24 protein-coding genes and 3 pseudogenes are annotated in these 26,875 nt (G+C 62.1%); 4 read left to right on the forward strand and 23 right to left on the reverse strand.

Annotated features, from left to right (window positions below; translation table 11 throughout):
- Nucleotides 1–18: 18 nt before the first annotated feature.
- The 19 genes and pseudogenes from ACK56M_RS26465 to ACK56M_RS26555 form a co-directional block, all read right to left on the reverse strand.
- Nucleotides 19–345, reverse strand: a pseudogene (locus ACK56M_RS26465) (hypothetical protein); the annotation flags it as partial.
- 115 nt (nt 346–460) lie between these two features.
- The gene (locus ACK56M_RS26470; protein ID WP_054572156.1) at nt 461–838 is read right to left on the reverse strand and encodes a hypothetical protein; all 378 of its coding nucleotides are present in this window, start codon (nt 836–838) and stop codon (nt 461–463) included.
- A complete protein-coding gene (locus ACK56M_RS26475; protein WP_100413019.1) occupies nt 835–1,809 on the reverse strand; it encodes a hypothetical protein in 975 nt (324 codons plus the stop codon). The genes ACK56M_RS26470 and ACK56M_RS26475 overlap by 4 nt, the downstream gene beginning before the upstream one ends.
- Nucleotides 1,810–1,818: 9 nt before the next feature.
- Complete coding sequence (locus ACK56M_RS26480) at nt 1,819–2,307, reverse strand: Hcp family type VI secretion system effector (protein WP_054572157.1); 489 nt, start codon at nt 2,305–2,307, stop codon at nt 1,819–1,821.
- Nucleotides 2,308–2,538: 231 nt separating this feature from the next.
- Nucleotides 2,539–2,900, reverse strand: a pseudogene (locus tag ACK56M_RS26485) (DUF2867 domain-containing protein); the annotation flags it as partial.
- 131 nt (nt 2,901–3,031) lie between these two features.
- Nucleotides 3,032–3,949, reverse strand: a complete 918-nt coding sequence (locus ACK56M_RS26490; RefSeq protein ID WP_100413018.1) for an RHS repeat-associated core domain-containing protein — start codon at nt 3,947–3,949, stop codon at nt 3,032–3,034.
- Nucleotides 3,950–4,115: 166 nt separating this feature from the next.
- Nucleotides 4,116–5,000, reverse strand: coding sequence for a methyl-accepting chemotaxis protein (locus tag ACK56M_RS26495; RefSeq protein ID WP_374709148.1), 885 nt, complete (start codon nt 4,998–5,000; stop codon nt 4,116–4,118).
- A 21-nt stretch (nt 5,001–5,021) separates the two neighbouring features.
- Nucleotides 5,022–5,714 (reverse strand): annotated as a pseudogene (locus tag ACK56M_RS26500) (methyl-accepting chemotaxis protein); the annotation flags it as partial.
- Nucleotides 5,715–6,345: 631 nt separating this feature from the next.
- Entirely contained in the window at nt 6,346–7,638 is a 1,293-nt protein-coding gene (locus ACK56M_RS26505) for an adenylosuccinate synthase (RefSeq protein ID WP_013974430.1), read from the reverse strand.
- A 56-nt stretch (nt 7,639–7,694) separates the two neighbouring features.
- Complete coding sequence (locus ACK56M_RS26510; protein WP_013974431.1) at nt 7,695–8,882, reverse strand: ATP phosphoribosyltransferase regulatory subunit; 1,188 nt, start codon at nt 8,880–8,882, stop codon at nt 7,695–7,697.
- 301 nt (nt 8,883–9,183) lie between these two features.
- Nucleotides 9,184–10,053 (reverse strand): protease modulator HflC, encoded by an 870-nt coding sequence (gene hflC / locus ACK56M_RS26515; RefSeq protein ID WP_013974432.1) that lies wholly within the window; start codon nt 10,051–10,053, stop codon nt 9,184–9,186.
- Nucleotides 10,053–11,234, reverse strand: a complete 1,182-nt coding sequence (gene hflK, locus ACK56M_RS26520) for an FtsH protease activity modulator HflK (RefSeq protein WP_015272004.1) — start codon at nt 11,232–11,234, stop codon at nt 10,053–10,055. The genes hflC and hflK overlap by 1 nt, the downstream gene beginning before the upstream one ends.
- Nucleotides 11,235–11,330: 96 nt before the next feature.
- Nucleotides 11,331–12,632 carry a ribosome rescue GTPase HflX gene (hflX, locus tag ACK56M_RS26525; protein ID WP_015272005.1) on the reverse strand — a complete coding sequence of 434 codons (1,302 nt, stop codon included), beginning with the start codon at nt 12,630–12,632 and terminating at the stop codon, nt 11,331–11,333.
- A gap of 12 nt (nt 12,633–12,644) precedes the next feature.
- Nucleotides 12,645–12,905: an RNA chaperone Hfq gene (gene hfq, locus ACK56M_RS26530; RefSeq protein ID WP_003258160.1), complete on the reverse strand. Its 261-nt coding sequence runs from the start codon at nt 12,903–12,905 to the stop codon at nt 12,645–12,647.
- Between the two features lie 94 nt (nt 12,906–12,999).
- Nucleotides 13,000–13,971, reverse strand: coding sequence for a tRNA (adenosine(37)-N6)-dimethylallyltransferase MiaA (gene miaA, locus ACK56M_RS26535; protein WP_013974436.1), 972 nt, complete (start codon nt 13,969–13,971; stop codon nt 13,000–13,002).
- Nucleotide 13,972: 1 nt separating this feature from the next.
- Nucleotides 13,973–15,868, reverse strand: a complete 1,896-nt coding sequence (gene mutL, locus ACK56M_RS26540; RefSeq protein WP_100413016.1) for a DNA mismatch repair endonuclease MutL — start codon at nt 15,866–15,868, stop codon at nt 13,973–13,975.
- Complete coding sequence (locus ACK56M_RS26545) at nt 15,865–17,295, reverse strand: N-acetylmuramoyl-L-alanine amidase (RefSeq protein WP_191472080.1); 1,431 nt, start codon at nt 17,293–17,295, stop codon at nt 15,865–15,867. Before ACK56M_RS26545 ends, mutL begins: the two co-directional genes overlap by 4 nt.
- Before the next feature lie 11 nt (nt 17,296–17,306).
- A complete protein-coding gene (gene tsaE / locus ACK56M_RS26550) occupies nt 17,307–17,780 on the reverse strand; it encodes a tRNA (adenosine(37)-N6)-threonylcarbamoyltransferase complex ATPase subunit type 1 TsaE (protein WP_015272009.1) in 474 nt (157 codons plus the stop codon).
- Complete coding sequence (locus ACK56M_RS26555) at nt 17,768–18,628, reverse strand: NAD(P)H-hydrate dehydratase (RefSeq protein ID WP_411959147.1); 861 nt, start codon at nt 18,626–18,628, stop codon at nt 17,768–17,770. The genes tsaE and ACK56M_RS26555 overlap by 13 nt, the downstream gene beginning before the upstream one ends.
- Before the next feature lie 65 nt (nt 18,629–18,693).
- Between ACK56M_RS26555 and queG the strand changes: the two genes are divergently transcribed.
- Nucleotides 18,694–19,758: a tRNA epoxyqueuosine(34) reductase QueG gene (queG, locus tag ACK56M_RS26560; protein WP_015272011.1), complete on the forward strand. Its 1,065-nt coding sequence runs from the start codon at nt 18,694–18,696 to the stop codon at nt 19,756–19,758.
- 114 nt (nt 19,759–19,872) lie between these two features.
- Here queG and ACK56M_RS26565 read toward each other — a convergent pair whose 3' ends face one another.
- The gene (locus ACK56M_RS26565; protein ID WP_013974442.1) at nt 19,873–20,484 is read right to left on the reverse strand and encodes a trimeric intracellular cation channel family protein; all 612 of its coding nucleotides are present in this window, start codon (nt 20,482–20,484) and stop codon (nt 19,873–19,875) included.
- 100 nt (nt 20,485–20,584) lie between these two features.
- On the reverse strand, nt 20,585–21,127 hold the full coding sequence (gene orn / locus ACK56M_RS26570) for an oligoribonuclease (RefSeq protein ID WP_015272012.1): 543 nt from the start codon (nt 21,125–21,127) through the stop codon (nt 20,585–20,587).
- A gap of 143 nt (nt 21,128–21,270) precedes the next feature.
- Here orn and rsgA point away from each other — a divergent pair, with 143 nt between their 5' ends.
- On the forward strand, nt 21,271–22,302 hold the full coding sequence (rsgA, locus tag ACK56M_RS26575) for a small ribosomal subunit biogenesis GTPase RsgA (RefSeq protein WP_411959148.1): 1,032 nt from the start codon (nt 21,271–21,273) through the stop codon (nt 22,300–22,302).
- A 180-nt stretch (nt 22,303–22,482) separates the two neighbouring features.
- Here rsgA and motB read toward each other — a convergent pair whose 3' ends face one another.
- Both motB and motA read right to left on the reverse strand, forming a co-directional pair.
- Nucleotides 22,483–23,496: a flagellar motor protein MotB gene (motB, locus tag ACK56M_RS26580; RefSeq protein ID WP_013974445.1), complete on the reverse strand. Its 1,014-nt coding sequence runs from the start codon at nt 23,494–23,496 to the stop codon at nt 22,483–22,485.
- 3 nt (nt 23,497–23,499) lie between these two features.
- On the reverse strand, nt 23,500–24,351 hold the full coding sequence (gene motA / locus ACK56M_RS26585; RefSeq protein ID WP_015272014.1) for a flagellar motor stator protein MotA: 852 nt from the start codon (nt 24,349–24,351) through the stop codon (nt 23,500–23,502).
- Between the two features lie 130 nt (nt 24,352–24,481).
- Between motA and ACK56M_RS26590 the strand changes: the two genes are divergently transcribed.
- Both ACK56M_RS26590 and ACK56M_RS26595 read left to right on the forward strand, forming a co-directional pair.
- Entirely contained in the window at nt 24,482–26,017 is a 1,536-nt protein-coding gene (locus tag ACK56M_RS26590; protein ID WP_411959149.1) for an HDOD domain-containing protein, read from the forward strand.
- Between the two features lie 44 nt (nt 26,018–26,061).
- Nucleotides 26,062–26,871, forward strand: a complete 810-nt coding sequence (locus ACK56M_RS26595) for a rhodanese-like domain-containing protein (RefSeq protein WP_013974448.1) — start codon at nt 26,062–26,064, stop codon at nt 26,869–26,871.
- Nucleotides 26,872–26,875 lie beyond the last annotated feature (4 nt).

Here is a 26,875-nt window from a genome sequence, read left to right on the forward strand (position 1 = left end):
GCCCCTGCACCTGCTGTGATGCAGTTGATCAATCTCCTCTAGCGTTTTCTTGATAGCTTCAAGATGCTTGTTCCAGGCATCACTGGCTGCACCTGCACCTATAGACGCACGGGTCAACAAGCTCTGCAACAGGTCATAGTTCTCTAGGAAGAATCCATCGATTCCCCCTCCGTTCAACTCGATATCAAGGTGTATCCCAGCCGCCTTACCCATGAGAAAAGCTTCATGACTAGTGCAGGAGGGGTTGCTTGGATCACCCACGATCACGAGTTCGCCAGGGAAAACGACGCTATTGGCAATATGCGCATTCAACACATCAAACTTGACCCGCTGATTGGCCGACATCGGCGTGCCGGCCTTCAGCGACTCATACGATTGCGCCTGGAGATTGCACTTGCTCCACCGCCGCCGGCACCGTGCTGCCCGCGATCGGCGCAAACTCGCCTACCCACACACCAAATTAATAGCCTTCCAATTTCAACCAACTCCAAAGACCTATGAGCGACAAAAAAATAGCGACATGAACAAACCACAAGCCCACAAGCATACGGCGCAAACCACCAGGAAATTTCTTTACATCCTGAAGATCCAAAAGGCCTTTACGAATGCAAATCGCCCTCATCGACAACATTACGGATGCGGAGCCGGTACGCATCACTTTACCCACCAAACCCGCCTGACCAAAAATATTTTTATTACCAGAAACCATTGAACTATTAGAAAGCAACGACTCTATGTAACTCACATAGCGAACTGAAATATAAACCCATATAAATATGACCATGAACATAGCCATCATTAAAGGAAGACCTAACCACCTGGCGTCGAAGCCAATCATTGCGTCACCTCATATAACAACTCACCAAACATCTCACCGATATCACCTACGACCGAACCGCCTGCAGCACCACCCACGGCGCCTCCAATGACAGTACACGCGAGGGCCCCCGGACCGCCTGTCGTCACTCCGAGGAAAAGTACGCATCCAGTTCCCCCTAGAAATCCACCAATAGACCCGCCCGCGATCGAGCCCCCCGTACTGCCGACCAGAGAGACTCCTTCCACATACTTGGCCTTTCTGCAATCTTCAGAGCGTCCAAAGGTACATGCATGATGGATACTTAGCCCTGTTGAAGCCACGTCGAGCCCCAAGCCGATATAAGTGCCCTTCTTAATCAGACTTGCCGCTTTCGAGACGCCAGCAATCTTTTCGGCATATCCAGCAATCTCACCTGTATGTAGGTAGCTCTTGGTAGATATCTCGAGCGCTCTTTTCACCGATCCCTTATTTTTCAGGCCCGAACCATACGCAGCCATGTTGTTCAACTGCCCTTCCAACTTCATAAACAATGCCATTCTCTTGGCATAAAATTCGTCACGCGCTTTTAGCGTGCCGTTTTTCAAATACTCCCGATGTAATATCTCGATTTCTTCCAACGTCCTCTTGATCGCATCGAGGTATCTGCTCCAACCATCGCTCACAACGCCTGCCCCCATGGAGGTATGAGAGAGCAAGCCTTTCAACATCTCATAGTTATCCAGAAAGAAGTCATCCACCCCAGCGCCATTGATCTCAAGCTGATGGTGTATCCCCGCCGCCTCTGCCATCAAATATGCTTCATGGCTCGTACACGATGGGGTACTGGGATCTCCAACAATCACCAGCTCCCCTCCGACAACCACGCTATTGACGATATGCGCATTCAACACATCAAACTTGGCCCGCTGATTGGCCGACATCGGCGTGCCGGCCTTCAACGACTCATAGGATTGTGCCTGGGGATTGATGAAGCTACGTGCCTCGGACATGGTCGCACCTCACGCATATTTCTTGTTGCTGATGCGATCCCAGCCGCCGGTCACATTGCCGCCGGCACTGCCATCGAGGCGTTTCTGACGCGTGTAGGTGGTCTTGATACGGCCATAGTTCAGTTGCACCACCTCCATCGGCACGCCAGCACTGGCGCTCTGGGTGTAGTCGGCGATGATCACTTCTTCGAGGACGACCTCGTAGTACTTGAGCTTGTCGCCACCCGCACGACACAGCACCAACTTCACTTCTTTCAGGTGCTGGCCGGCACAGCTGGCTTCCAGCAACTTGCAGCTGGCGCTGTCCAGGTGCTTGGTGAAAGAGAAGTTGGTGAGGGTGGTGCGACCTGATGATGCGCCGCCCGCAGAACTGGCGGTGGCAGAGGTGCTCTGGTTGGCACCAAACTTATAGCCAGCGATCTCGATCCAGTTAGTGAACTGCTCGTCCAGCGCTTCACCAGCGATTTCGGTGATTTGAGTATAAGCATCGAAAGCCATGCTTACCTCTCCCTGGTAATGTTTGGGCTGATAACGACAACGCTCTGACATTGTCGTCTTGCGGTTGTGCCTGAAAAGCTCACGGCGGATTAGCGCTGTCGCCTCAAGGCCCGGTTGACACTAGTTCCCTGTGCCAAGCCACGCAATAGCACGCGCTCACCAAGGCAAACTTTGGGAAGTTACCTACAACATCAGGTAAAAATTCTGATTTATCAGGTAAGAATCTGCTGCTTATCGACGCTCGAAACGATGGCCCTGCAAGTTGCTCAGCATCCGCCGCACGATCACGCCATGAACCCATCCAACCGGTACCATGTACAAACGCCCAAAGGTGTTGAAGCACTTCACCGAGGTGGTCACGTTCAACTGCGGGAAGCCGCACTCCCCTGTCGACACATCCATGCAGACCATGACGGCCAGGTGCGTATCGCGCGAGGTCAGCACCAGTTGCTGGTCGCTGATGTCCTCGACAGTGAAGAAGTCCAGGCGCGCTCGCCCACCTCTCGCACAGACTCGGGGCTGCAGAGAGAAAAACCCTGAATCTCGGCCACATTGAAGCGACGCGAAATGACGTCGCGAATGCGAAAGGGCTTGTGTCGCGATGGGCCACGCAGCAGCCCGACATGAGTTTCAATACAAATACTGCAGGCGGTCGACGAAGTCGGCTTCGCCGCAAAATTCATCCAGTCAAGGATCTTTCAGACAGCAATTGAGATCCAAAATTTCATTTTTTTGATCTTATATCCGCCATCGCACCTACCGTTACCGGTGAGTAATTGAATTTTGCATGCTTTTCCGTACCCACCTCGAAGGGGTTGACTTCCGGAACTTCCACGTTTACATGCACTTCCCGGCTCATTGGATTAAGCGTGCGCTCCAGCTTGTAAGTCGCCAAACCGGAATTACCCTCAACGGGTCTTTTTACAATGCCCGAAAGGCCTTCAATGAATGCGGGTTGCCCAGCACCCGGGGAGTCCGCTGTACCACACCCGATAATACGATGATCGAACTCAGCAGGATCAATTTTCAATCCCTTCAGGTAATCAACATACCTCTCCGGAGTATGCCGAACACCACCGATTTTTATCGTGCCAGGCCTAGCATGAGCTACCGCATTCAAAACTCTAGGCATACGGGGAGCTGGCTGCGTAACAAATAGGACAAAATCATCAGTAGATACCAGAGCCCTCCCACCAATTTTGTAAGCTCCGCTAGGGTCCGTTCCATTTACAGGGTCATTGAGCAAAAAAGCATAAGCATTAAGCCCTCCCGCTCCGAATGGGCTTAATGCATCTGCGCTGTTGAATCGCATCAATACTGGGTTCAACTGCCTGTATCCGTGACCAAAATGGTAATGTCCGGTCAGCTTGTCGCGAGCTACTCCATGATAGCCGGCAACATTAATATGCAAAAACCGAGAATACCCGTAGGCAGTGAAGTTCTGGTAGGCGTGACAGGACTCGCTAGAACCCTGCCACGACAGAATCGAACCCTGCTGATCAGTGCCTGCATTCATTATTTCGCATCGCCCAGATCGCATTGAGCGCAATGCCACAATCCGCAGTCCTCCCTCCACGATAGTTATTGAGTTTGACACAGTAATAACCGTGCCCAACGTCGAGCCCTTGTATAAATAATCCATATGCAAAACTCCCAAGAGTCTCGTCAGTATGTATAACGTGCTCCCCTAAGGATACTGGCAGATTTACCAGTTCCCCTAACAACCCTTGGTAAACACATGAACCCTTACAGAATGATCCACCGCTCAATTCAAAGCCAGCGCACACCGTAGCGAGACCCCTCATTGATCAGGCGCGGAATTGGCCAAGGCTAGCCCGCAACTGCGCCGCCAAGTCATCCAGCACCTTGCTACTGGCCGTGGTCTGCATCACCACTTCAGCCGAGCGCTCAGCCTGAGCATGGATAGTCTCCACACGCCCACGCACTGCCTGCGCCCCGTTCGCCTGCTGCTCGGCCGCTCGGGTGGCCAGGCCGATGGCTGCATGCACCTGCTCCACCGCCGCCTGCACCGACTGCTGGCGACGTTCGTTGTCGCGCAGCACCAGCAGGCCTTCGCTGGCCTTGAGCCCGGCCTGGCTGATAGTTGCCACAGCTTCCTTGGCGCCCTTTTGCAGCGCGGCGATATGCGCCTGGATATCTCCCGTGGAACTTTGCGTCTTGCTCGCCAGCGCCCGCACCTCATCGGCCACCACGGCAAACCCGCGCCCGGTTTCGCCAGCACGGGCGGCTTCGATGGCCGCGTTCAAGGCCAGCAGGTTGGTCTGTTCGGCGATGCCGTGGATAACCGTCAGCACCACTTCGATCTGCTCGCTCTGCTTGGCCAGGCGCTCGATCACCTGGGAGCCGGCCTCCACCTGCCCGGCCAGGTTCTCGATCAAACCGGCTAGCTGGGTTGATGTGCGGCTGTTCTCGTCAGTTGCCTGGCGGATATCCACCACCTGCTGCAGGGCTGCCTGCATCGCGTGGCTTTCAGCCTGGGCCTCGTCGGCCATGCTCGACAGGTCGCGCAGGCTGGCCGCCACTTCATCGCGTTGCAGCGCAGCGGCAGCATCGGCGCCGGCATTGCGCTGGGCCATTGCGCCAATCTCAACGCCGGTACGCTGCGCCACCTCGCCGGCCTCGCGCACGATGGGCTGCAGCTTGTCGACAAAGCGGTTCACCGCCGAGGCCATGTCGCCGATTTCATCGCGGCTGTCGAGCAGCACGCGCTTGGTCAGGTCACCTTCACCGGCAGCGAGGTCGTCGAGTGCAGCGATCAGCAGGCGCAGCTTGCTCAACACCCGCCGGCCAAGCACCACGGCTACCACCAGCAGCACCCCCAGGCCGACCAGCACCAGCCCCAGGCCGATGCGCCAACGCAGCTCTGCAGCAGCATCGCGAACCGTCTGTGCTGTATTGGCCTGCATCGCGGCGGCGCTGCCCTGGGCCTTTTCCAAACGCTCGCGCAGGGTGTTGCCACTCTCGGCCGCAGCACCGACCAGGCTGTCACCGACCAGTTGCTCGCCACTGGTGATAAGGGCGGCGAAGCGCTGGTCGAGGGCCTTGAGCTCCTGGTCAATGCCGGCGGTGGAAACGCCCATCACCACTTTGCCGATCTCTGCACCATTGGGGCTGATCGAGGCCTCGACGAAGTACACCGCCGGGTCCCGCCGTGCCGCGTCGATCACCTTGTCCAGCGCACGCTCGCCCTGACCTTTTTCCATCAACGCCTGGTTGATCGGGTTCTGCCGGTTCAGGTAGCGGGTAAGGTGCTGGCCCTGAGCGTCGTCGTAAACCACAAACAGCACGTTGGGGTTGCGCTGGGCGCGGCGCGCGAAGTCGGAGAGCACCGGCACATCGTTGTCCCAGATCGCCCGCGGGGCGACCGAAGCCAGCAGCTCGGCCATATCGTTAGCGGAGTCCTTGAGGTTCTTCTCCAGCGTGCTCCGCAGCTGCTGCTGCTCGCTTTGCAGGCGTGCCGACAAACCTGCACTCAGGCGCTGGCGGGTGCTGCTGGAGAGGCCGTCGAGGCCTGAGCGCACATCTTGCCCGGCTTGCTCCAACTCACTGGCGAGTTGGCGGCTGTCATTGCCCAGGCGTTCACCCAGGTCGGCTTCCAGGGCGGTGACCGTGCTTCGGGTAAGCGCAACGGCGACCAGCACCTGCACCAAAAGAGCGATACCAAGGGCAACAAACACAGGCCGCAAAAGGCGGCTTCGTAACAGTGAGAGGATGGCAGACACGGTGAACCCTCGTGTTTTCTGGCGCCACTATTCTGATGGCATCTACAGAAACTTCTTACAGCAAGGGTTGTGCCGGAGGCAGCAGGGATAAATGCCAAGGTTCAGCAGTGTGCTTGCCTGCACCGGCCCTATCGCCGGCAAGCCAGCTCCCACAGGTTCACCACAAGTCTTGGGGGTTGCGAGGTCCCTGTGGGAGCCGGCTTGCCGGCGATAGGGCCAGTACAGGCATACCCCACAAATGAAAACGCCGCAGCCCCTTTCAGGGCCACGGCGTCAGATCAGCCTGGAAGGCAGATCAGGCGAACGGATGACGCAGAACGATGGTCTCGTTGCGGTCCGGGCCGGTGGAGATGATGTCGATCGGCGCGCCGATCAGCTCTTCGATGCGCTTGATGTAGGCGCGAGCGTTGGCTGGCAGTTCTTCCAGGGTTTTCACGCCCAGGGTCGACTCGCTCCAGCCTGGCATCTCTTCGTACACCGGCTCCAGGCCGATGTAGCTGTCGGCATCGGAAGGCGCGTCGATGACGGCACCGTTCTCGTTCTTGTAGCCAACGCAGATGTTGATGGTTTCCAGGCCATCCAGTACGTCCAGCTTGGTCAGGCAGATGCCCGAGATGCTGTTGACGTCGATGGCGCGACGCAGGATCACGGCATCGAACCAGCCGCAACGGCGCGCACGGCCGGTGGTGGAGCCGAACTCATGGCCACGCTTGGCCAGGGTAGCGCCAGTCTCGTCGAACAGTTCGGTCGGGAACGGACCGGAACCTACGCGAGTGGTGTAGGCCTTGGTGATACCCAAGATGTAGTCCAGGTACATCGGGCCAACGCCAGAACCGGTGGAGATACCGCCAGCGGTGGTGTTGGAGCTGGTGACGTACGGGTAGGTACCGTGGTCGATGTCCAGCAGCGAGCCCTGGGCGCCTTCGAACATGATGTCCTTGCCGGCACGACGCAGGTTATGCAGCTCGGCGGTAACGTCGAGCATCATCGGCTTGAGCTGTTCGGCATAGGCCATGCACTCGTCCAGGGTCTGCTGGAAGTCGATGGCCGGCTCTTTGTAGTAGTTCACCAGCTGGAAGTTGTGGTAGTCCAGCAGCTCACCCAGCTTGGCGGCGAAACGCTCGCGGTGGAACAGGTCGCCCACGCGCAGGCCGCGGCGTGCGACCTTGTCTTCGTAGGCTGGGCCGATACCGCGGCCGGTGGTACCGATCTTGGCTTCGCCGCGGGCTTTTTCGCGGGCCTGGTCCAGGGCAACGTGGTACGACAGGATCAGCGGCGCAGCCGGGCTGATGCGCAGACGCTCGCGCACCGGCACGCCCTTCTCTTCCAGCTTGGTGATTTCACGCATCAGGGCATCCGGGGCAACGACCACGCCGTTGCCGATCAGGCACTGTACGCCTTCACGCAGGATGCCGGACGGAATCAGGTGCAGAACGGTCTTTTCACCGTTGATCACCAGGGTGTGACCCGCGTTGTGGCCACCCTGGTAGCGCACTACGGCGGCAGCATGTTCGGTCAGCAGATCGACGATCTTGCCTTTGCCCTCATCACCCCACTGGGTGCCCAGGACGACGACATTCTTACCCATTACATTGGTCCTCATTCACGCAAACTTGGTTGCCGGCCTACTGCCGGCGCAGAAACTCACTGGGCCAGCGGCAGAACCTGCCAGCGCCCGTCTTGCTGAATCAATTGCCGATCACAATCCGCCTCGAGAGCAGCACTCAACGGCTGGCCAGGCAGGGCCTGGACCACACGCTGGCCCTCGTTGCGCAACTGGCAGACTTGCTGCCAGAGGGCCGCGTCGCCACTGTCCGGCATCCAGATGCCGCCAGTTGGCAATACGACCTCCGCTCGCCCCAGTGTGACCAGGGTCTTCAAATCCGTGGAGAAACCGGTGGCCGGGCGGGCCCGGCCGAAATCGGCGCCGATGTCGTCATAGCGCCCGCCCTGGGCGATCGATTGGCCTTCGCCCGGCACGAACACGGCGAACACCACGCCTGTGTGATAGTGGTAACCGCGCAGCTCGCCGAGGTCGAAGTACAGCGGCAGGTCCGGGAAGCGCGACGCCAGGCGATCGGCGATCGCCAGCAGGTCGTCCAGCGCCGCCAGCACGCTGGCCGGGGCTCGGCCCAGGCGCACGCGGGCTTCGGCCAGCACTTCGCGGCCACCGCACAGTTCCACCAGCGCGCGCAGCATGTTGCCCAGGTCCTTCGGCAGGTCGGCGGTCAGCACCTGAACCTCATCCACGGCCTTGCGCTGCAGGGCGTCGAACAGCTGCTGCTCGACCGCGCCGGACAGGCCGGCAGCACGGGCCAGGCCGCGGTAGATACCGACGTGGCCCAGGTCCATGTGCACATCTGGCACATCGGTCAGCTGCAGCGTGGCGAGCATCAGGCTGATGACTTCGACATCGCTGGTGGGGCTGGCGTCGCCGTACAGCTCGGCACCCAGCTGGATCGGGCTACGCGAGGTGGACAGGGCACGCGGCTGGGCGTGCAGCACGCTGCCGGCATAGCACAGGCGGCTCGGGCCTTCACGGCGCAGGGTGTGGGCGTCAATGCGCGCCACCTGCGGGGTGAAGTCGGCGCGGAAGCCCATCAGGCGACCGGACTGCGGGTCTACTACCTTGAAGGTGCGCTGATCCAGGTCCTGGCCGGCGCCGGTGAGCAGCGACTCCAGGTACTCGATATGCGGGGTGACGACCAGCTCGTAGCCCCAACTCTGGAACAGGTCCAACACCTGGCGGCGCGCGATCTCGATGCGCGCGGCCTCAGGTGGCAGTACTTCCTCGATGCCATCTGGCAGCAGCCAGCGGTCTACCGTTGCCATTACGCCATTTCCCCTCTGGTCCGGGCGGCTTGCCAGCAGGCGAGCCGTCAGTAAAGCCGGTATCGCGCACAGCAGCGGGCAGCACTGATCCCAGCGCAGCCACCGTACCCGACACCCTCGAATTGCCTTGCGACCTGACCAATCCGCCAACTGGCGGTTTGCCAATCAACCTTGCAGACGCAAAAAAGCCGGGAAATTTCCCGGCTGCCTCATCATACACCCCTTTTCATTAAGGATGCACCCCGCCTGGCGTTTTAGCTGCCAGGCGGGGCGCCGCCGCATGAAAATCAGGGCCTGAGCATCACGGCCTGCTCTTGTCCAGGAAGCGGAAGAACTCGTTCTTCGGGTCCAGGACCAGCACGTCGCTCTTGCTCGAGAAGCTCTCGCGGTACGCCTGCAGACTACGGTAGAACGCATAGAAATCAGCGTCCTGGGTGTAGGCCTTGGCGTAGATGGCGGCCGCCTGGGCGTCGCCGTCACCGCGGGTTTCCTCTGCTTCGCGATAGGCCTCAGCCAGCAGTACGCGGCGCTGACGATCGGCATCGGCACGGATACCTTCAGCCAACTCGTTACCCTTGGCGCGGTGCTCGCGGGCTTCACGTTCACGCTCGGTGCTCATGCGGTCGAACACGCTGCGGTTGACTTCCTTCGGCAGGTCGATGGCCTTGACGCGCACGTCGACCACCTCGATACCCAACTCCTTGGCGGCCATGCGGTTCAGCGAAGCAGTGATGTCAGCCATCAGCGCGTCACGTTCACCGGAAACCACTTCATGCAGGGTACGTTTACCGAACTGGTCACGCAGGCCGCTTTCCAGACGACGCGACAGACGCTCGTCGGCGATCTGTTTCATGCCGGATGTGGCGGTGTAGAAACGTTCGGCGTCCTTGACGCGCCACTTGGCGTAGGCGTCGACCATCACCGCTTTCTTCTCCAGAGTCAGGAACCGCTGGGTCGGGGCGTCGAGGGTCATCAGGCGGGCGTCGAACTTGCGCACCTGGTTCACGTACGGAATCTTCACGTGCATGCCCGGCTGTACATCCGCCTGGACTACCTTACCGAAGCGCAGCAATACCGCACGCTCGGTCTGGGACACGATGTAGAAGCTGTTCCAGGCCACGATGGCCAGGACCACGGCGGCGATCAGGGCGATCAGCGATCTGTTGCTCATCAGCGGCTCTCCCTAGTACGCAGCGGCTGCTGTTGCTGTTGCAGGTCCTGCGCCGCACGGGCGGCCGCATCGTTGACCGATGGCGACACGCTGGTGGTCGGCGCGGACGAGTTGCGGCTGCCTTCGACCATCTTGTCCAGCGGCAGGTAGAGCAGGTTGTTCTGCCCGTCCTTGGTTGCCACCATGACCTTGCTCGAATTGCTGTAGACCTCTTGCATGGTCTCCAGATACAGGCGCTGACGGGTCACGTCAGGTGCCTTGCGGTACTCGGCGACCAGCTTGGTGAAGCGATCGGCCTCACCCTTGGCGCGGGCAATGACTTCGTCGCGGTAACCGTTGGCGTCCTCGATGATGCGCTGGGCCTGACCACGGGCTTCCGGTACCACGCCATTGGCGTAGGACTCGGCCTGGTTGCGGGCACGCTGCTCGTCTTCACGGGCTCGGATCACGTCGTCGAAGGCTTCCTGCACTTCACGCGGTGCAGCCGCGCTCTGTACGTTGACCTGGGTGACAGTGATACCGGTACGGTAGGTGTCGAGGAAACGCTGCAGGCGCTCGCGGATATCCACGGCCATCTGCTCACGACCTTCGGTCAGCACCTGGTCCATCGAGGTGGAGCCCACCACATGGCGCAGGGCACTCTCGGTCGCGTGCTGCAGGCTGACCTCAGGCTGGTCGACGTTGAGCACGAAGTCCTGCAGGTTGCTGATCTTGTACTGGACGGTCAGCGGTACCTCGACGATGTTCTCGTCTTCGGTCAGCATCTGGCCCTGCTTGGTATAGGCACGCTCGCGCGTGACGTTCTCCATGTACTTGCGATCGATCGGCGGGAAGTAGATGTTCAGGCCGGGGCCGACCGTCTCATAGTACTTGCCGAAGCGCAGCACCACGGCCTGCTCCTGCTCGTCGACCACGTACACGGCGCTGTACAGCCAGATAGCAGCCAGCACCGCCAGGCCGATGCCCAGCAGGCCCAGGCCACCGCCCTTGCCGACATTGCGGCCACCGCCGCCACGTTTCTTGCCACTGCCGAACATGCCGTTCAGGCTGTCCTGCAATTTGCGGAAGGCCTCGTCCAGGTCCGGTGGACCTTTCTTGTCACCACCGCCGCCACCGCCATTCCGGCGACCGCCCCAGGGATCCTGATTGTTCGAGTTGCCACCCGGCTCGTTCCAAGCCATAGCGCTCTCCATCTGATAAAGCAAAGACGCGCCCACGGCGCGCCGTCCAATGCTACAGAATGCCTGTCACTGCTGCCCGGCGACCTCGACGAGCATTTATTGCAAAGTGTGTTGCTCGACAAACACTTGCGGCTCCATGCCTTCGCGGCTGACCAGGCGATTCAGTTCGACCATGGGCAGTCGCACGCTCAGCAGGCTGCGCCCTTCTTCATCATGCTCTTCACTCTGCACGGCACCCAAGGCAAAGAATTGCGCGCGCAAGCGGGCAAAACGCTGCTCCAGACACAGGGTACCGACAAACAGATCATCCCCCAGCAACTCGGCAATCGCCTGGCCGACCAGCTCCAGGCCACGCCCATCGCGTGCCGATACCCAGACCCGTTCCGGCTTGCCATCGGCATTGCGCTGGATCTGCGGCTCGACATCTTCGAGCAAGTCGAGTTTGTTATACACCTCGAGGATCGGCAACCCTTCGGCGCCAATCTCGCCCAACACCGCCAGCACCTGCTCGATCTGCTCCATGCGCTCCGGCTCATGGGCATCGATCACATGCAGCAACAAGTCGGAATTGCTCGACTCTTCGAGCGTAGCCCGAAATGCCTCTACCAGCTTGTGCGGCAGGTGGCGAATGAAGCCCACGGTGTCGGCCAGCACGATCGGCCCCAGGTCGTTCAGCTCGAGCCGGCGCAGGGTCGGGTCGAGGGTGGCGAACAGCTGGTCCGCGGCATACACCTCGGATTCTGTCAGGGCGTTGAACAGCGTGGACTTGCCGGCGTTGGTATAACCCACCAGCGATACCGACGGAATGTCCGCACGCTTGCGCCCGCGGCGTGCCTGCTCGCGCTGGCTGCGCACCTTCTCCAGGCGTGACTTGATCTGGCGAATGCGCACCCGCAACAGGCGGCGGTCGGTTTCCAGCTGGGTTTCACCCGGGCCGCGCAGGCCGATACCACCCTTCTGTCGCTCAAGGTGGGTCCAGCCGCGCACCAGCCGCGTGCTCATGTGCTCGAGCTGGGCCAGTTCGACCTGCAGCTTGCCTTCATGGGTACGCGCCCGTTGGGCGAAGATATCGAGAATCAACCCGGTGCGGTCGAGCACACGACACTCGAACACACGCTCGAGGTTGCGCTCCTGGCTGGGCGTGAGGGTGTGATTGAAAATCACCAGGTCTACCTGCTCGGCATGGACCAGGTCGTGCAACTCTTCGACCTTGCCACTGCCAATCAGGTATTTGGCGGAAGGCTGATGCCTTGCCACCGTGACCAGCGAGACGATGTCGGCACCGGCCGACAATGCCAGTTCCTGAAACTCCTGCGGGTCTTCGCGCGCCTCAGGGTTCTGACCTTCCAAGTGAACGAGCAACGCCCGCTCACCACCACCGTGGCGCTCAAAGAACAATGCAGGCTCCTATCAGGCGTTGCCTGGCTCGCTGTCGCCGTGTTCGGAATCGGACGGGCTTGGCAGGCGAACCGGACGGGCAGGAACCACGGTCGAGATGGCGTGCTTGTAGACCATCTGGCTGACGGTGTTCTTCAGCAGTACCACGAACTGGTCGAAGGACTCGATCGAACCCTGCAGTTTGATGCCGTTGACCAGATAGATGGATACCGGGACCTTTTCTTTTCTCAAGGTGTTCAAGTAAGGGTCTTGTAGCGAATGCCCTTTTGACATATGCCGCACTCCTGTAAGGATCAATAATAGAAAATCAAGAAAATCGATAAATTAGGCCGCCCCTTCGCAAGAATAGACGGCAATCAGCAGGGACTCAGCTCAATATGGAGATGGCCCCAAGGTATTTCAAGGTGCGGGACAGATTGTCGCAGGCCAGGCTGTCAAGCCAGTGTACTTCAGGCCAGCCACGCAACCAGGTGAACTGCCGCTTGGCCAGCTGCCTGGTGGCAATGATACCGCGTTCACGCATCTCATTCTCAGTCAGCTTGCCGTCCAGGTAATCCCAGACCTGCCGATACCCCACTGCCCGTATAGACGGCAGCCCGGCGTGCAAGTCACTTCTGGCTCGCAGCGATCGGACCTCGTCGACGAAGCCCTGTTCCAGCATCTGTGAAAATCGTAACGCAATTCGCTGATGCAAAATGTGACGATCTGTAGGAGCAATCGCCAAACTCGCGACAGTATAGGGCAAATGTCCGCCAGCGCCTGCGTCTGCGCCGCGACTTTCCGCGAATTGACGCTGTCGATGTGCCGTCATGCTCTCGCCACTCACCCGGTAAACCTCCAACGCCCTGATCAATCGCTGCGGGTCGTTGGGGTGGATACGCGCCGCCGACTCAGGGTCAACCTCGGCCAACTGGCGGTGCAACTCGGCCAGCCCCAGCGCTTCGGCCTGGGCTTCCAGCTCGGCACGCACCGCGGCATCGGCCGCCGGCATATCGGCCAGGCCATCGATCAACGCCTTGTAATAGAGCATGGTGCCGCCCACCAGCAACGGGATCTTGCCGCGTGCGGTGATCTCGGCCATGGCTTCCAGGGCATCGGCACGGAACTGCGCAGCCGAATAGCTTTCGGCCGGGTCGCGAATGTCGATCAGCCGGTGCGGGTGGGCGGCGAGGATTTCTTTGGAGGGCTTGGCCGAACCGATGTCCATGCCGCGGTAGACCAGCGCCGAATCGACGCTGATCAGCTCGCACGGCAGTACTTTGGTCAGCTCGATGGCCAGGTCGGTCTTGCCGGCCGCCGTCGGGCCCATCAGGAATATTGCAGGGGGCTTGCCGCTCATTTCATCGACCGCGCAGGAAGAGTTTGTCCAGGTCGTCCAGGCCCATCTGGGTCCAGGTGGGGCGACCATGGTTGCACTGGCCGCTGCGCTCGGTGTTTTCCATGTCACGCAGCAGGGCGTTCATCTCGGGGATCGCCAGGCGCCGGTTGGCGCGCACGGCACCGTGACAGGCCATGGTACCGAGCAGCTCGTTGAGGTGCGCCTGGATACGGTCGCTGGTGCCGTATTCCATCAGGTCGGCGAGTACATCCTGCACCAGGCGGTTGGCCTCGGCCTGCTTGAGCAAAGCCGGGATCTGGCGGATAGCCAAGGTCTCGGGGCCCAGACGCTGCAGTTCGAAACCCAGCCGTTGGAACCACTGCGCGTGCTCTTCGGCGCAGTCTGCTTCACGCTGGCTCAGGGCCAGGGTCTCGGGCACCAGCAGCGGCTGGCCGCTGAGGCCTTCGCTGGCCATGGCCACCTTGAGGCGCTCGTACATGATGCGCTCGTGAGCGGCGTGCATGTCTACCAGCACCAGGCCAATGGCATTCTCGGCCAGGATGTAGATACCCTTGAGCTGCGCCAACGCGTAGCCCAGCGGTGGAACATCGCCCTGGCTTTCAGGCAGCGTCGTCGGCACCGCGCCGTCATCCAGCGGTTTGTAAAATTCGCGATACACCGCCTGTGCCTCGGCGGCCGGCAGCGGCTGCGAGGGGCGCGGCGTGTACTGGTACTGGTAACCCGCACCACTACCACCGCTGGAGAATGACTGCTGCGGGCCACGCGGCTGCTCGAGCACCGGCGAGGCCAGGCGCATTTCGCCCTGGGGGCCGAACTCACCGGCCTGCGGGCCCGTGGGGCGGACCACTTCGGGTACGGCAACTGGCGCCGCCAACTGGTCTTCCGGGCGCACATCGGCCAGGGCGCGATGCAGGGTGCCATACAAGAAGTCGTGCACCGAGCGCCCCTCGCGGAAACGCACTTCGTGCTTGGTCGGGTGCACGTTGACGTCGACGCCGTTGGGCTCCAGCTCCAGGAACAGCACAAAGGTCGGGTGCCGACCATTGAACAGCACGTCGCGGTAAGCCTGGCGCACGGCGTGGGCGACCAGCTTGTCGCGCACCGCACGGCCGTTGACGAAGAAATACTGCAGGTCTGCCTGGCTGCGCGAGAACGTCGGCAGGCCGACCCAGCCCCAAAGGCGAAGGCCGTTGCGTTCCACGTCGATCGGCAGCGCCTGCTCCATGAAGCCCGGGCCGCAGATGGCGCCCACCCGCCGCGCACGGGCGGTTTCATCGTGGGCCTCGTGCAGGCTGAGGATGCTCTTGCCGTTGTGGCGCAGGTGGAAGCCGACATCGAAGCGCGCCAGCGCCAGGCGCCGTATCACTTCCTGCAGGTGATCGAATTCGGTTTTCTCGGCCTTGAGGAACTTGCGCCGGGCCGGGGTATTGAAGAACAGGTCGCGCACTTCCACCGAAGTACCCACCGGGTGCGCCGCCGGCTGCACCCGCGGGGTCATGTCGCGGCCTTCGGTTTCCACCTGCCAGGCCTCGGTAGCGCTGGCGGTACGCGAGGTAAGGGTCAGGCGCGCCACCGAGCTGATCGAGGCCAGGGCCTCACCACGGAAGCCCAGGCTCAATACCCCTTCCAGGTCTTCCAGCTCGCGGATCTTGCTGGTGGCGTGACGGGCCAGGGCCAGCGGCAGGTCGTCGGCGGAAATGCCGCTGCCATCGTCACGCACCCGCAGCAGCTTGACGCCGCCCTGCTCAACTTCCACGTCGATACGCCGGGCGCCGGAGTCCAGGCTGTTCTCCAGCAACTCTTTGGCGACAGAGGCCGGCCGCTCGACAACCTCGCCGGCGGCAATCTGGTTGGCCAGCCGCGGGCTGAGCAGCTGGATGCGCGAACCGCCAGTCATTGCGAGGCCAACGTGGTAGCGGGGATATCGAGGCGCTGGCCGACCTTCAGTTCATCGGTCTTGAGGCTGTTGGTGCTGCGCAGGCTGGTCACGCTGACCTGGTAGCGCACGGCAAGCATCGCCAGGGTCTCGCCAGGGCGTACCGTGTGCTCACGCGGGCCAGCGGCGATCTTGCCGGTGTCGCGCAGCCAGGCGATGTAGGTGCCCGGCGGTGGGTTCTGCTGGAAATACTGGCGCACACCAGTGTGGATCGAACGGGCCAAGGCCTGCTGATGGCTGGCGGTGGCCAGCTTGGCGGCTTCGTTGTTGTTCGAGATGAACCCGGTTTCAACGAGGATCGACGGAATATCCGGCGACTTCAGCACCATGAAACCGGCCTGTTCCACCCGCTGCTTGTGCAGGGAGGTAATGCGGCCCATGTTGCCCAGCACCTTCTGCCCGACATTGAGGCTGGAGCTGAGCGTGGCGGTCATCGACAGGTCGAGCAGCACGCCGGCCAGCATGCGGTCCTTGTCGTCGAGGCTGACGTTACCGGCACCACCGATCAGGTCGGAACGGTTTTCCGTGTCGGCCAGCCAGCGCGCAGTCTCCGAGGTGGCGCCGCGGTCCGACAGGGCGAATACCGAGGCACCAAAGGCGGCGCGGGACGGCGCGGCGTCGGCGTGGATCGAGATGAACAGGTCGGCGCCCTTCTTGCGGGCGATTTCCGTGCGCTTGCGCAGCGGGATGAAGTAGTCGCCCGTACGGGTCAGCTCGGCCCGGAAGCCTTTCTCGCTGTTGATCTGGCGCTGCAACTCCTTGGCGATCTGCAGCACGATGTCTTTTTCATGCTGGCCACGCGAGCCGGACGCACCCGGGTCCTCACCGCCGTGGCCTGCATCGATGGCAACCACGATGTCACGCTTTCCGCTGGGTACCGGCGGTAGCTTGATGGCAGGCTGGGCCGGGCTCACCGGCACCGCCGGCGTGGTTGCAGGCGTTGGTACCGGGGTGGGTGCCGGAGTCGGCGCGCTGGCCGCAATTGCGTCAGCCTCCTGATCGTACAGGTCGACCACCAGCCGGTTGCCATATTGGGCATTGGGCGCCAGGGTGAAGCTTTTAGGGGTCACCGACTTTTTCAGGTCGACCACCACGCGCAGGTCGGTCGGGGTGCGCTGAGCCGAACGCACGCTGCTGATCGGCGTATTGGAGGTAGCCACGTTCAGTGGCGCGGCCAAGGTCGCGCCATTGATGTCGATAACCAGGCGATCAGGTGCACTCAGGGTGAAGACGCTGTGTTGCACGGGGCCAGACAGGTCAAAGACCAGCCGCGTGTTGTCCGGCGCGCGCCACAGGCGCATGCTCTTGACTTGAGTGACGGCCAGAGCGTCAACGGTCACCGTTGTCAGCAGCAGCCCAACGATGGCGACCAGTGCGCGTATGCGCATACCTACCCCACTTACTGTTTATAGTGTTCGGCCAGTGCCACGCACCAGGCCTCGCCGCGAGCCCCCTGCGGCGAAAGGTTCAGCGAGCGTCCGCCCGCTTGGGGGCTTATGGTAATGGTCAGGTCGGGCTTTGGCAAAACGCCCGCACCCTTTTGTGGCCACTCGAACAGGCACAGCGGGTCGCCCTCGAAATAGTCACGAATACCCATGAACTCCAGCTCTTCCGGATCGACCAGGCGATACAGGTCGAAATGGAACGCCCGCACATCACCAATTTCGTATGGCTCGACCACAGTGAAGGTCGGGCTTTTCACTGCACCAGTATGGCCCAGGCCACGAATCAGACCACGCGACAGGGTGGTTTTGCCCGCACCCAGGTCACCTTCCAGAAAAATAACGCCGTGACCGCCGGTCACCTCGGCCAGTTGTGCGCCAAATTTGACCGTGGCCGCTTCATCGGCCAGAAACAGGTTTAAGCCAGACACGCAGAATGCTCCTCCAACAACTCACGAATGACCGGCGCCAGATCGCTGGCAGCCAGGCCTCTACCTTTTACGCCCAGACGCTCGCCGGCACAGGCGTGCAGCCATACCCCCAGCCCCGCGGCGTGCCAGGCATCCAGGCCTTGGGCCAACAGCGCCGCCAGCACGCCGGTCAGCACATCGCCAAGGCCGGCACCGGCCATGGCCGGGTGACCACGTTCGCACAACAGCAGTTGCCCGGCCGGGTCGGCTACCAGAGTGCCGGCCCCCTTGAGCACGCAGACGCTGTAGTAACGGCGCGCCAGCTTGCGTGCAGCGCCCGGGCGATCCGCCTGTACAGCCTCGGTGGAAATGCCCAGCAGCCGCGCCGCCTCCCCGGGGTGCGGGGTAAGGATGCTGCCACTGGGCAGGGCCAGCGGGGTGCGCGCCAGCAAGTTCAGGGCATCGGCGTCCCACACCTGCGGGCGTTCGGCATTGGCCACCGCCGACAGCAGGCTGCGACCCCAGGCTGCCTGGCCCAGACCAGGGCCGACCACCAGCACCGAAGCGCGCTCCAGCACGCCCATCAGCTGGTTGGCCGAACTGGCGCCCAGGCACATGACCTCCGGCAGGCGCGCCAGGCTGGCAGTCACGTGTTCGGGCCGGGTCGCCACACTGACCAGCCCCGCGCCACAGCGCAGGGCGGCTTCGGCACTGAGCAGCACAGCGCCTCCGGTACCAAGGTCGCCACCGACCACCAGTACATGGCCGAAGTCGCCTTTGTGGGCATGCGCATGACGTGCCGGCAGGTGCGCGACAGTCACGCTGCTGAGCAATTGAGGGGTATGGCTGGGGTGTTTGGTCTGCGGCATGGGGTCAAAGGCTCCAATGTCTGGCAGAATTATACGCACCTGAGCCCGTATTGCCTTGCCCATCCATGTCCGTCTGTACGCCTGACCTCGCCCAACTGGCCCAATCGATCAAGATTTGGGGCCAAGAACTCGGTTTTGCCCATGTTGGCATCGCCGGGGTAGACCTTGGCGAACACGAACACCACCTGCAGCGCTGGCTCGACGCCGGCTACCAGGGCGAGATGGATTACCTGGGTGCCCACGGCAGCAAGCGTGCACACCCAGAGCAATTGATCCCTGGCACGGTACGCGTGGTATCGCTGCGCATGGACTACCTGCCCGGCGACACACAGATGGCGCAGCGCCTGGCACAGCCCGAAAAAGCCTACGTATCGCGCTACGCCCTGGGCCGGGATTACCACAAGCTGGTGCGCAAGCGCGTGCAGTTCCTGGCCGATCGCATTCAGGAAGCCATCGGCCCGTTCGGCTACCGCGCCTTCGTCGACAGCGCTCCGGTGCTGGAAAAGGCCCTGGCCGAGCAGGCCGGGCTGGGCTGGATCGGCAAGAACACCCTGCTGCTCAACCGCAAGGCGGGCAGTTATTTCTTCCTCGCCGAGCTGTTCGTCGACCTGCCACTGCCGGTGGACGAAGCCACCACCAGCGAACATTGCGGGCGCTGCCAGGCCTGCCTGGACATCTGCCCGACCCAGGCCTTCGTCGGGCCGTATGTGCTGGATGCTCGGCGCTGCATCTCCTACCTGACCATCGAACTACGGGGGCCGATCCCCGTCGAGTTACGTTCGAAGATGGGCAACCGGGTGTTCGGTTGCGATGACTGCCAGATCGTCTGCCCGTGGAACCGCTTTGCCAGGCACAGCCAGGAGCAGGATTTCCAGCCACGACACGGGCTGGAGAATGCCGAGTTGGCGGAGATGTTCCTGTGGGATGAAAGGACCTTCCTGCGCAAGACCGAAGGCGGGCCATTGCGCCGGGCCGGGTATGAGCGCTGGTTGCGCAACCTGGCGGTGGGGCTTGGCAATGCGCCATCGACAATCCCGGTGATCGAAGCGCTGAAGGCGCGGCGCGAGGATGCCTCGGAGCTCGTGAGGGAGCATGTGGAGTGGGCGCTGGCGCAGCACGGCGTTTCGTAGCCAGACACACCTTGTGGGAGCGGGTTTACCCGCGAAGAAGCCACCGCGGTGGATGGCACGGGCTGCGCCCGTGTTCGCGGGTGAACCCGCTCCCACAGGGATCGCATGTCAAGGTCACTGCTGGTCGTTGTAGTGGAACTTGGGCATTTCCCAATGGAACCGAATCGCCAGCAGCCGCACCAGGAACCCGCCAAACAAGGTCAGCAGCATCGCCTGCTCCGCCGGCACCTTGAAATACACGCACCCCAGGTAGAACCACGCCGCGGCAAATGACACGCTGGCGTACAGCTCGCGGCGGAACACCAAGGGAATGTCGTTGCAGAAGATATCCCGCAGGATCCCGCCGAATACCCCGGTGATCACCCCGCTGATCGACGCCACCAGCATGCCCTGCCCCATCTCCAGCGCAGTCATGCAGCCAATCAAGGTAAAAGCCACCAGCCCCAGGGCGTCGAGCACCAGGAACAGCGAGCGCAGGCGGCGCATCATCGGCGCGATGAAAATGGTCAGCAGCGCCGCACAGCTGGTCAGCACCAGGTATTCAGGATGCTTCACCCAGGTCAGCGGGTAATGCCCGAGAAGCACGTCACGCACCGAGCCGCCACCCAGGGCGGTAACGCAGGCAATCAGCACCACGCCGAACCAGTCCATGCCGCGGCGGCCTGCAGACAACGCGCCGGTCATGGCTTCGGCGGTGATGGCGATTAGGTAGAGCATCAACAACATGGTGCGGGGTCCGTGCGGGCGTGCGAGAAAGGCGCGCAGTCTAACCAGTTGCCCATGGCACCAAAAGAGGGCGCAGATACAATATCTGCGCCTTTTCGGCTCATACCTTGATGAAGTGCTCGCGATAGTGGCGCAGTTCGGCGATCGATTCGCGGATGTCGTCCAGCGCCAGGTGGGTATTGCCCTTCTTGAAGCTGTCGCGCACATCAGGTGCCCAGCGTGCAGCCAGTTCCTTCAGGGTCGAAACATCGAGATTGCGGTAATGGAAGTAGTTTTCCAGGTTGCGCATGTGTCGGTACAGGAAACGGCGGTCCTGGCAGATGCTGTTGCCACAGATCGGGGACTTGCCTTTCGGTACCCACTGCTCAAGGAAGGCAATGGTCTGCGCCTCGGCTTCGGCCATGCCGACCTTGCTCTCGCGAACGCGCTGGGTCAGGCCCGAAGCGCCATGGGTGCGGGTATTCCACTCGTCCATGCGCGCCAGCACTTCGTCATTGTGGTGGATGGCAATCACCGGCCCTTCGGCCAGGGTGTTCAGTTCGCTGTCGGTGACAATGGTGGCCATCTCGATGATGACGTCGCTGTCCGGATCCAGGCCGGTCATTTCCAGGTCGATCCAGATCAGGTTCTGTGGGTTTTGCATGCGGGGGCTCCTCGTATAGGCCGTCATAGTAGCGTAGTGGCCAAGGCACGCCCATTCACGGTGCGAAGGTAAGCCAAATGGTCCGGCGCCTGGCGTGCTAAACTGCCTGCCGTTTTCAACCTGCCCCCACGCACGGAACCTTCATGGCCAAACGCCAGCTCAATCGCCGCCAGAACTGGCGCATCGAAAAAATCCAGAACGAGCGCGCCGCGCGTGCGGCCAAACGCGAACAGCACGTGCTGCAGGAACTGGAGGGTGGCGACCTTGGGCCAGAGCAGTTGGGCCTGGTGATTGCGCACTTCGGTGTGCAGGTAGAAGTGGAAGCCCAGGACGGCGAAGCCGCGGGCCAGGTGTTCCGTTGCCACTTGCGCGCCAACCTGCCGGCGCTGGTTACCGGCGACCGCGTGGTATGGCGGGCGGGCAACCAGGGCATTGGCGTGATCGTCGCGCAGATGCCGCGCAGCACCGAGCTGTGCCGGCCTAACAACCACGGCCAGCTGAAGCCGGTGGCGGCCAACGTCGACCTGATCGTGATCGTCTTTGCCCCCGCGCCCGAACCGCACCCCAACCTGATCGACCGTTACCTGGTGGCGGCGGAGCACGCCGGCATTCGTCCGTTGCTGCTGCTGAACAAGGCCGACCTGATCAACGAAGAGAACGGCCCGGGCCTGCATGCGCTGCTGGAGGTTTACCGCGAGCTCGGCTACCTGCTGCTCGAGGTCTCGGCACATCACGGTGACGGCATGCAACGCCTGCAGCAGATGCTCGACGGCCACATCAGCGTGTTCGTCGGCCAATCGGGGGTGGGCAAGTCGTCGCTGGTCAACAGCCTGCTGCCGGAGGCCGGCACCCGTGTCGGCGACCTGTCGGAATGGTCTGGCCAGGGTACCCACACCACCACCACCGCGCGGCTGTACCACTTCCCCAATGGTGGCGACCTGATCGACTCACCGGGCATCCGCGAGTTCGGCCTGGGTCACGTCAGCCGCAGTGATGTGGAGGATGGTTTCATCGAGTTCCGCGACCTGTTCGGCACCTGCCGCTTCCGCGACTGCAAGCATGATCGCGAACCGGGCTGTGCGCTGCTCAAGGCGCTGGACGAGGGGCGTATCAAGCAGCAACGGATGAACAGCTACCGCTCGATCATCGCCAGTTTGCCGGAAGACGCTTACTGACCCCCTGTGGGCGCGAGGCTCAGCTGCAGCACGCGCCTGTAGGAGCGGCCTTGTGTCGCGATAGGGCCGCAGAGCGGCCCCAGCAATCTTTGCAAAAATGCAGAAGTCCGGGGGCCGCCTTGCGGCCCGATCGCGACGCAAGGCCGCTCCTACAAGGACCGTGCAGGGCACCCCAAGAACCTACTGGTCCTTGGCCTCATCCATCTTCAGCGTCCCCTCTTCGAAGATGTTCAGCTTCTGGCGCAATTCACGCGGCTGCATGGGGGCCTGCCCGGCCTCCCCTGGCGCCGCCGGTGCCGCAGCGGCCGGCGGCGCGGGCTCGGCAGCCGGTGCTTCCGGCGCGCCCTGCTCGCCTTCGATATTGCGCTGGGCCTTTTTGGTCAGCACGATGATGTCGATGCGGCGGTTGACCGGGTTGAACGGGTCCTTGCGGTCGAACAGCGACGACGAGGCATAACCCACCACCCGCGCCACCTGGCCATCCGGGTAGCCGCCGGCCACCAGTGCACGGCGCGCGGCGTTGGCGCGGTTGGCCGACAATTCCCAGTTGCCGAACTCGCCACTGCCGGCATAGGGCTTGGCGTCGGTGTGGCCACTGATGCTGATCTTGTTCGGCACCGCCTTGATGGTGTCGGCCATCGCCAGCAGGATGTCCTCGAAGTACGGCTGCAGGCGCGCGCTGCCAATGTCGAACATCGGCCGGTTCTCGGCGTCCATGATCTGGATGCGCAGGCCGTCCTGGGTGATCTCGAACAGGATCTGGTCCTTGAACTTCTGAAGTTGCGGGTTCTCTTCCACCTTGTTCTGCAGTTCCTGCAGCAGCAACTCCAGGCGCTCACGCTCGACCTGCTCGGCCATGGTCTCCACCTGGTCCTTGTCCAGCTGAATGCTGGTATCAGGCGTCGGCTCCGACTTGGCTTCGGGGTTGATGGTCTTTTCCGGCGCCAGCTGAGGCGAGCCGCCCAGGTCGATGACGTAGGGCGTTCCGCTTTCCGAGAAGCCGATCGGGTCCTTGAAGTAGCCGGCAATGGCGATCTTCTGTTCCGGGGTGGCCGTGGACAACAGCCACAGCACCAGGAAGAACGCCATCATCGCCGTGGCGAAGTCGGCGAAAGCGATTTTCCAGGCGCCGCCGTGGTGGCCGCCGCCAAAGCGCTTGACGCGCTTGACGATGATGGGCTGATTGTTCTCCATGACTCAGCGACCGCGAACCGCTTGTTCCAGTTCGGCGAAGCTTGGGCGGTGCTTGGGGTACAGCACTTTGCGCCCGAACTCGACCGCCAGCGAAGGCGGCATGCCCGAGGCCGAGGCCACCAGCGAAGCCTTGATCGACTCGTAGAGGTTCAGCTCTTCCTTGGCATCGTGCTCCAGGCACTTGGCCAACGGGCCGAAGAAGCCGTAGGCCGCCAGAATACCGAAGAAGGTACCCACCAGCGCCGCACCCACATGGAGGCCGATGGAGGCCTGATCACCATCGCCGAGCGAGGCCATGGTCACCACGATACCCAGTACCGCCGCAACGATACCGAAGCCGGGCATGCCGTCGGCGATGCCGGTCACCGCATGGGACGGGTGCTCCAGTTCTTCCTTCATGCTCAGCAGTTCCATGTCGAACAGGCCCTCGAGTTCGTGTGGGGCCATGTTGCCGGTGGACATGATGCGCAGGTAGTCGCAGACGAATGCGGTCATGCGTTCATCTGCCAGCACCGTCGGGTACTTGGCGAAGATCGGGCTGGCGGCGGCATCCTCGATATCGGCCTCGATGGCCATCATGCCTTCGCGTCGGCTCTTGTTGAGAATCTCGTACACCAGGCCCAGCACTTCCAGGTAGAAGGCATGAGTGAAGCGTGAGCCGAACATCTTCATCGACTTCTTGATGACGTGCATGGTCATGTGGCCAGGGTTGGCCTGCAGGAATGCACCAAAGGCCGCACCGCCGATGATCAGTACTTCGAACGGCTGGATCAGTGCCGCGATCTTGCCGTGGGAAAGCACGTATCCGCCGAGCACGCTCGCGAATACGACGATGATGCCGATAATTTTAGCCATAGGTTCAAAGCACTTGCTGTCGTGGTCAGGGGAAGAGACGGGAGCTTTAAAACTCTTCTTCTACTTATCGGCAGAACTGCGCCAGACTATAGCCACTCAATGCGAAAAGCCAGTTCGGACTGATGTCAAAATGCCAATTGAAACCAAGGTGCCCGCTCAGGCTCCACGTACGCTAGAGGCCTGGGTAAAGCTGCTCGAGAGTGTTCGCATCCCCGTGCCGAAGCACAGCTACGACCGGGTCATGGCCGCCATCCACGATAACCGCCGCTCGCTGCGCGATATCGCCGAACTGATGCAGGATAGCCCGGCTCTGGTGCTGTCGGTGATGCGCGAAGCCAATCACCCCACCAATGCCAGCCTGGCAGAGCCCGCCGAAAGCCTGGAAGTCGCCCTCAACCGCCTGGGCCTGGAGCGCAGCGAACAGCTGCTCAAGCGCCTGCCAGCAGTGCCCGTCGAAGAGATCCCGCCGGTACTGTGCCAGTTCCAGCTGATCAGCCAGCACGCCTCGCAGCAAGCCAGCGGCCTGTTCGCAAGCCGCCTGGCACGGCTGTGGCAGGAAATCCACTGGGGCAGCCTGTTGTTCCTGTCGCCACTCTGGCCGCTGGCGCTGGCCTACCCCAAGCTGCTCGATACCTGGGAGCTGCGGGTTATCCACAAGGGCGAAGACGCCGCCCATGTCGAGGAAGAACTGTTTGGCGTGCGCATCATGGAGCTGTGCCAGACCATGGCGGAGTACTGGCGCCTGCCACAATGGGTGACCCAGGGTTACCGCCTGCTGCTGGAAGAGCGCGAACAACTGGCCCAGGTGCTCAGTATCGCCCGCGATCCGGACCTGCTCAGCCAGCAACACCGCCTGGACGCCGAGCCTGGCCTGCGCCGCTGGTTCAACCAGCCGGCCAACACCGTGCTGCTGGCCAACAACCTGGCCCTGGCGGCACAAGTGGGCTGGGACAACCCGCACCTGTTGCGCTGGCAGCTGCTGACCGCACTGTACCTGCAGACCTCGCTGGACGACGTGCAGCAGCAGGTGCACCAGCAGGCTGCGGCCAGCGCCCGCCGCCATGCCCAGCATGCCTTGTTCCACCCGGCCGAAGCGCTGATCTGGCCCTGGCACCAGCGCCGTCCGCACCCAGACATGCTGGCTCCGCCACCGCCCACCAGCGACGAACTGACGCGCTGGCGCAAGCTGTGCCAGGACCTTCTGGCCCAGCCCAGCCCGTTCACCAACAACGTACACCTGGCCACGCAGGTTATCGAGGCCCTTCTGGCCTCTGGCATGCAGCGGATCCTGCTGCTGAGCCTGGACAAGGCCAACGACCAGCTGCGCGTGCAGCAGATGGCCGGCCTGCCAAAGGAAGCCGGGGCGCTGGTACTGCCGGTGGCGCAGAACAAACTGCTGCAAAAGCTGCTGGCCAAGGCCGGGCAATTGCGTATCACCCCGGAAAACCACAGCCAGCTCTCGGCCCTGCTGCCGGCTCCGCTGCGTGCCTTGTTCCGCAGCGAGCACGTGCTGCTACGCTCGCTGGCGGTGGCGGACCAGGTGCTGATGCTGATGGTGGCTGACCAAGGCTGCCGGCCGCTGGCCGATATCAGCGTGCAAGCCTTCGGCAAGACCGCACAGTGCACCGAACGGGCGCTGTCGGTGTTTGCCAACCGCAAGGCCTGAGCCTTGCGCTACAATCGCCCCTCTTTCCACACTGGAGACCGTGGATGACTGACTTTTCCGGCCTGCCCCTGGTGATCGAAGCCGCGGACCTGCTGCCGCGCCTGGATTCGCCACAGCTGATCCTGATCGACCTGAGCAGCGCCAACCGCTATGTCAGCGGGCATATCCCCGGCGCACGCTTTGTCGAAGGCAAGCGTACCCAGCTCGGCCAGCCCCCCGCGCCCGGCCTGCTGCCGGCCCTGGGCGAGCTGGAAAAACTGTTCAGCGAACTCGGCCACCGCGACGATGCCGTGTATGTGGTGTATGACGATGAGGGCGGCGGCTGGGCCGGGCGTTTCATCTGGTTGCTCGACGTGATCGGCCACAAGCGTTACCACTATCTCAATGGCGGCATCCAGGCCTGGCCCGCCGACAAGCTCTCCACAGAAGTGCCCGCCAGCGGCAATGCGCCGGTGCACCTGCGCATCGACACTTCGCCAACCGCCACCCGCGAGTACCTGCAAAGCCGCCTGGGCGCCGACGACCTGGTCATCTGGGACGCCCGTGGCCCGCAGGAATTCAGCGGCGAGAAAGTACTGGCAGCCAAGGGCGGCCACATCCCCGGCGCGATCAACTTCGAGTGGACCGCCGGCATGGACCTCAACGACCACCTGCGCATTCGCCAGGACATCGCCGAAGTCCTGAAGAACCTGGGCATCACCCCCGACAAGGAAGTGATCACCCACTGCCAGACCCACCGCCGCTCCGGTTTCACCTACCTGGTGGCCAAGGCCCTTGGCTACCCGCGCGTCAAGGCCTACGCCGGCTCGTGGAGCGAATGGGGCAACCACCCGGACACGCCTGTAGAAGTCTAAGGAA

It is taken from the genome of Pseudomonas sp. s4, from assembly GCF_046764235.1.
Lineage (GTDB): Bacteria > Pseudomonadota > Gammaproteobacteria > Pseudomonadales > Pseudomonadaceae > Aquipseudomonas > Aquipseudomonas asiatica.

Coding starts and splice junctions, on each gene's coding strand:
- ACK56M_RS26470 (WP_054572156.1), bottom strand. CDS start 838: ATGATTGGCTTCGACGCCAGGTGGTTAGGTCTTCCTTTAATGATGGCT.
- ACK56M_RS26475 (WP_100413019.1), bottom strand. CDS start 1,809: ATGTCCGAGGCACGTAGCTTCATCAATCCCCAGGCACAATCCTATGAG.
- ACK56M_RS26480 (WP_054572157.1), bottom strand. CDS start 2,307: ATGGCTTTCGATGCTTATACTCAAATCACCGAAATCGCTGGTGAAGCG.
- ACK56M_RS26490 (WP_100413018.1), bottom strand. CDS start 3,949: ATGGATTATTTATACAAGGGCTCGACGTTGGGCACGGTTATTACTGTG.
- ACK56M_RS26495 (WP_374709148.1), bottom strand. CDS start 5,000: ATGGCCTCGGCGGTGAACCGCTTTGTCGACAAGCTGCAGCCCATCGTG.
- ACK56M_RS26505 (WP_013974430.1), bottom strand. CDS start 7,638: ATGGGTAAGAATGTCGTCGTCCTGGGCACCCAGTGGGGTGATGAGGGC.
- ACK56M_RS26510 (WP_013974431.1), bottom strand. CDS start 8,882: ATGGCAACGGTAGACCGCTGGCTGCTGCCAGATGGCATCGAGGAAGTA.
- hflC (WP_013974432.1), bottom strand. CDS start 10,053: ATGAGCAACAGATCGCTGATCGCCCTGATCGCCGCCGTGGTCCTGGCC.
- hflK (WP_015272004.1), bottom strand. CDS start 11,234: ATGGCTTGGAACGAGCCGGGTGGCAACTCGAACAATCAGGATCCCTGG.
- hfq (WP_003258160.1), bottom strand. CDS start 12,905: ATGTCAAAAGGGCATTCGCTACAAGACCCTTACTTGAACACCTTGAGA.
- miaA (WP_013974436.1), bottom strand. CDS start 13,971: ATGAGCGGCAAGCCCCCTGCAATATTCCTGATGGGCCCGACGGCGGCC.
- mutL (WP_100413016.1), bottom strand. CDS start 15,868: ATGACTGGCGGTTCGCGCATCCAGCTGCTCAGCCCGCGGCTGGCCAAC.
- ACK56M_RS26545 (WP_191472080.1), bottom strand. CDS start 17,295: ATGCGCATACGCGCACTGGTCGCCATCGTTGGGCTGCTGCTGACAACG.
- ACK56M_RS26555 (WP_411959147.1), bottom strand. CDS start 18,628: ATGCCGCAGACCAAACACCCCAGCCATACCCCTCAATTGCTCAGCAGC.
- queG (WP_015272011.1), top strand. CDS start 18,694: ATGTCCGTCTGTACGCCTGACCTCGCCCAACTGGCCCAATCGATCAAG.
- ACK56M_RS26565 (WP_013974442.1), bottom strand. CDS start 20,484: ATGTTGTTGATGCTCTACCTAATCGCCATCACCGCCGAAGCCATGACC.
- orn (WP_015272012.1), bottom strand. CDS start 21,127: ATGCAAAACCCACAGAACCTGATCTGGATCGACCTGGAAATGACCGGC.
- rsgA (WP_411959148.1), top strand. CDS start 21,271: ATGGCCAAACGCCAGCTCAATCGCCGCCAGAACTGGCGCATCGAAAAA.
- motB (WP_013974445.1), bottom strand. CDS start 23,496: ATGGAGAACAATCAGCCCATCATCGTCAAGCGCGTCAAGCGCTTTGGC.
- motA (WP_015272014.1), bottom strand. CDS start 24,351: ATGGCTAAAATTATCGGCATCATCGTCGTATTCGCGAGCGTGCTCGGC.
- ACK56M_RS26590 (WP_411959149.1), top strand. CDS start 24,482: ATGCCAATTGAAACCAAGGTGCCCGCTCAGGCTCCACGTACGCTAGAG.
- ACK56M_RS26595 (WP_013974448.1), top strand. CDS start 26,062: ATGACTGACTTTTCCGGCCTGCCCCTGGTGATCGAAGCCGCGGACCTG.